Origin of the sequence: Endoryza foliicola, assembly GCF_050589245.1 — a bacterium.
Taxonomy (GTDB): domain Bacteria; phylum Bacteroidota; class Bacteroidia; order Chitinophagales; family Chitinophagaceae; genus Endoryza; species Endoryza foliicola.
Genome location: NZ_JBOBEW010000022.1, coordinates 1 through 3107, shown reverse-complemented (window position 1 = coordinate 3107; position 3107 = coordinate 1). Strand labels below are relative to the sequence as shown.

Genomic DNA, 3107 nt, shown 5'->3' with positions numbered 1-3107 from the left:
TTCCCATTAAACCCATACCTAAACTGGCTTCCAGCGGTGTAGGAGCGGTTTGGCATCAACATCCCGAACGGAGGTTGTTATTCAAAGAACTATAAGAGGCGATTTACTTTTTCTTCACTACTTATTTTATCTAATTAGTGTTATTATATCAGACAAAATGGCTTAACTAAGTTACAACAATACATTGTATTTTAGTAAGATGAACGCAATTGGTGTATTCGACTCAGGTTATGGAGGACTAACGGTTTTGAAAGAGATCGTGAAGGGTCTGCCGCAGTACGATTATGTGTACCTCGGCGATAATGCTCGGGCGCCTTATGGCAACCGCTCTTTTGAAACCGTGTATCAATACACCCTTCAGGCCGTGAAATGGTTTTTTGATCAGGGTTGCCCTTTGGTGGTATTGGCCTGCAATACGGCTTCAGCGAAAGCATTGCGCACCATTCAACAAAACGACCTCCCTTCTCTCGCACCAAACAATCGCGTTTTGGGCGTTATTCGACCTACCACAGAAGTAATGGGGCATTATACCCAAACAAAACACATTGGCATTCTTGCTACTTCCGGAACGGTGAGTTCAGAATCCTATGTAATTGAGTCGGAAAAATTCTTTCCGGAAGTAAAAGTGCACCAACAGGCTTGTCCGCTTTGGGTACCCATTATCGAGAACGGAGAGGCTCAAACGGAAGGTGCTCGTTTCTTCATAAAAAAATACGTGGATCAACTCAAAGCACAATCGAGCGAGATCGATACCGTATTACTAGCCTGCACGCACTACCCCTTGATCTTCGATCAAATTCAAAATGAACTGCCTGCGGGTACCAAATTGTTATCGCAAGGATCTATTGTAGCCGGCAGTCTGGCCGATTACCTGAACCGTCACCCCGAAATGGAGTGCCGATTATCGCAGTCCGGAGCACGCCAATTTTACACTACCGACGATCCGGGCGACTTTAACCGCCATGCCAGCCTCTTTTATGGGGAGGGGGTGGGAGCCGGTCATGTTGATCTTACGCGTGCAATACATTGATTTTCAGTAAAAATTTGGAAATCGATGGAAAATAGCTCGAAAAAACAGGGGCTAAAACTTCTTCAATTCAATTCAAACCACTAATTTTGCCATCCTTTCACAAAGCAATGGGTGTGGTGACCTGTTGTGTGGATTGAAAAACGTCCGCTTCTCCCGGACATTCATTTGAAAAATTAAACCGAATAGGTACTAAAAAGCAAAGATCATGAAACGTACATTTCAACCACATAAGCGTCGTCGTAAAACTGTTCACGGTTTCCGTAAGCGCATGCAAACAGCTAACGGTCGTGCAGTATTAGCTTCACGTCGTAAGAAAGGCCGTAAGAAACTTTCAGTTTCTGACGAGAAAGGATTAAAATAATCGGATCAGCCGTTCGGCTGTGATTTAATAACTTTATAGCCCCGATTTTCGGGGCTATTTTTTTTGATCATTTGAAAGCACTCGGATTAAATAAAGACCAACGACTTAAAAGCAAGAAGCAGATCGACCGGCTTTTTGCCAAGGGGAACAGTTTTACTGTGTACCCCTTTCGGGTTTTGTACCAATGGGCGGAACCTGAAAATGCTCCCGTTCGTTTCGGCGTGAGTGTGAGTAAGCGGATTTTTAAGAAGGCCGTAGACCGGAATCGGCTGAAGCGAATGACAAGAGAAGCATTCCGACTGCAAAAAGAAGGGTTGGAAAAAGCTGTGGCCGCAAAAGGGCTGGGATTAGAATTATTTTTTATTTACATACATCGGGGCGAGCCTGAATTTGAGAACCTGTATGCGAAAGCAGGGTCTATCATTAAAAAGTTAATCGACGGATTGAATGAAGATTCTAAAGCTGATACTTAGTGCGCCATTCATTGTGTTGATCAAGATCTATCAGTGGGTGATTTCGCCGCTATTGGGTCCCAAGTGCCGCTATACGCCCACTTGTTCTCAATACGGACTGGAGGCGTTCAAAAAATACGGTCCCATCAAGGGCTTCTGGTTAACGCTGAAGCGGGTGAGCAGTTGTCATCCTTGGGGTGGGAGTGGGTATGATCCGGTGCCGTGAGGAATAGGCGTTAGGCTTTAGGGTTTTAGGCTTTGGGCTTTGGGTTCACCGCGAAGAGCGCGGAGGGCGCAGAGAATTCGCTAAGTTTTTCGTTGCGTACCGTTGCGTACTTTGTTTCTTTGCGGTAAAGGGAAAAGACTGAATATTTGGAGTGCTTCATTACCGCAGCGATCGCAGCGTTTTCGCAGCGCTTGCAGTTTCTCAGTATTTCCTCTGTCCTCCAACTTCCCTCCTCCCTTCTGTACTCCGGCTGTTTCATTATTAATTATTAATTATTACTTATTAATTACCCCGGCTGTTCTTTCCTTTTTCCGGAAATCTTTCTGCCAAACTGTCTTCATCGCTTGTTCTTAAACCATCAGGTACTAATTTTGTTACTCTTTTAAACAAGTACAATTTAAATATTTAAACATTATGGCATTTACATTAGCTCCGCTCCCTTACGCACACGATGCATTGGAGCCACATATTGATACCACTACAATGCAAATTCACCATGGTAAACACCATCAAGCATATGTAGACAACTTGAATAAAGCCATTGCAGGTACCGAACATGAAGGAAAGTCTTTGGAAGCATTGGTAGCAGCTGCGGGTAGCATCAGTCCTGCAGTTAGAAACAACGGCGGTGGCCACTGGAACCATACTTTCTTCTGGGAAAGTTTAGCACCTAATGCAGGTGGAACTCCAACCGGCGCTTTGGCAGACGCAATTGCTGCAGCTTTCGGTTCTTTCGATGCATTCAAAGAAAAATTTGCTGCTGCGGGTATGACTCGTTTCGGTAGCGGTTGGGCTTGGTTGCTGGTTCAAGATGGAAAATTGGTAGTAAGCTCTACTCCAAATCAAGACAATCCTTTGATGGATGTTGCTGAAGTAAAGGGAACTCCTATTTTGGGCGTAGACGTGTGGGAACATGCGTACTATTTGAAGTATCAAAACCGTCGTGCCGACTACTTGGGTGCTTTCTGGAATGTTGTAAACTGGGAAAAAGTAAGTGCACGTTTTGCTGCAGCTAAATAAGAGATGAATTCTTTTTTA

The 3107-nt window shown here is 44.4% G+C and carries 6 protein-coding genes; 5 read left to right on the top strand and 1 reads right to left on the bottom strand.

Annotation, left to right across the window (positions count from 1 at the left end; all coding sequences use genetic code 11):
* The first annotated feature begins 199 nt into the window (after positions 1–199).
* The 4 genes from murI to yidD all read left to right on the top strand — a co-directional run bounded on the left by murI (position 200) and on the right by yidD (position 2069).
* A complete protein-coding gene (gene murI / locus ACQ2HE_RS19810; RefSeq protein ID WP_430900361.1) occupies positions 200–1030 on the top strand; it encodes a glutamate racemase in 831 nt (276 codons plus the stop codon).
* A 205-nt stretch (positions 1031–1235) separates the two neighbouring features.
* Positions 1236–1391: a 50S ribosomal protein L34 gene (gene rpmH / locus ACQ2HE_RS19805; protein ID WP_430900359.1), complete on the top strand. Its 156-nt coding sequence runs from the start codon at positions 1236–1238 to the stop codon at positions 1389–1391.
* A gap of 71 nt (positions 1392–1462) precedes the next feature.
* The gene (gene rnpA / locus ACQ2HE_RS19800; RefSeq protein WP_430900357.1) at positions 1463–1864 is read left to right on the top strand and encodes a ribonuclease P protein component; all 402 of its coding nucleotides are present in this window, start codon (positions 1463–1465) and stop codon (positions 1862–1864) included.
* Positions 1839–2069 (top strand): membrane protein insertion efficiency factor YidD, encoded by a 231-nt coding sequence (gene yidD, locus ACQ2HE_RS19795; protein WP_430900355.1) that lies wholly within the window; start codon positions 1839–1841, stop codon positions 2067–2069. The genes rnpA and yidD overlap by 26 nt, the downstream gene beginning before the upstream one ends.
* Before the next feature lie 25 nt (positions 2070–2094).
* On the opposite strand, the gene ACQ2HE_RS19790 is transcribed toward yidD, so the two are convergent.
* Entirely contained in the window at positions 2095–2328 is a 234-nt protein-coding gene (locus ACQ2HE_RS19790; protein ID WP_430900353.1) for a hypothetical protein, read from the bottom strand.
* Positions 2329–2483: 155 nt separating this feature from the next.
* On the opposite strand from ACQ2HE_RS19790, the gene ACQ2HE_RS19785 reads away from it, so the two are divergent.
* Complete coding sequence (locus ACQ2HE_RS19785; RefSeq protein WP_430900351.1) at positions 2484–3089, top strand: superoxide dismutase; 606 nt, start codon at positions 2484–2486, stop codon at positions 3087–3089.
* Positions 3090–3107 lie beyond the last annotated feature (18 nt).

What these genes read in the sequence shown, in the direction of transcription:
- ACQ2HE_RS19785 (WP_430900351.1), top strand. Translation starts at nt 2,484, where the DNA reads ATGGCATTTACATTAGCTCCGCTCCCTTACGCACACGATGCATTGGAG.
- yidD (WP_430900355.1), top strand. Translation starts at nt 1,839, where the DNA reads ATGAAGATTCTAAAGCTGATACTTAGTGCGCCATTCATTGTGTTGATC.
- murI (WP_430900361.1), top strand. Translation starts at nt 200, where the DNA reads ATGAACGCAATTGGTGTATTCGACTCAGGTTATGGAGGACTAACGGTT.
- rpmH (WP_430900359.1), top strand. Translation starts at nt 1,236, where the DNA reads ATGAAACGTACATTTCAACCACATAAGCGTCGTCGTAAAACTGTTCAC.
- ACQ2HE_RS19790 (WP_430900353.1), bottom strand. Translation starts at nt 2,328, where the DNA reads ATGAAACAGCCGGAGTACAGAAGGGAGGAGGGAAGTTGGAGGACAGAG.